The sequence below is a fragment of the Pseudomonas sp. BJa3 genome (assembly GCF_026343815.1).
GTDB classification, from domain to species: Bacteria; Pseudomonadota; Gammaproteobacteria; order Pseudomonadales; family Pseudomonadaceae; genus Aquipseudomonas; species Aquipseudomonas soli.
Genome location: NZ_JAOXMC010000361.1, coordinates 1 through 255, shown reverse-complemented (window position 1 = coordinate 255; position 255 = coordinate 1). Strand labels below are relative to the sequence as shown.

Sequence of the window (255 nt, the reverse complement as noted above, 5' to 3'; positions counted from 1 at the left end):
GTGCTCATTGTTCAACCCCTGAAAAATAGCGTGTCGTCCGCGCTCAAAGCGCGGCATGGCGGAACTCGGGCGGGCGCGCGAGCAAACCCAGCGCGAACACACCCCAAAGCTGATCGTCGCTGGCGAATGCCCGCTCGATGAAATGCGCGTAGCGGCCTTCCGCCAGGTCCCCCGGCTCGACCTGCTGCGACTCGTGGAAGCTGCGCTGTCCGTACAGCTCGTCGATGGTCAGCGCAACGTCCCCACCCGATTGCC

Annotated in this window: 1 pseudogene; it reads right to left on the bottom strand. The window is 64.7% G+C overall.

Annotation, left to right across the window (positions count from 1 at the left end):
• Positions 1–43 precede the first annotated feature (43 nt).
• Positions 44–255 (bottom strand): annotated as a pseudogene (locus tag OH705_RS28025) (chemotaxis protein CheW); the annotation flags it as partial.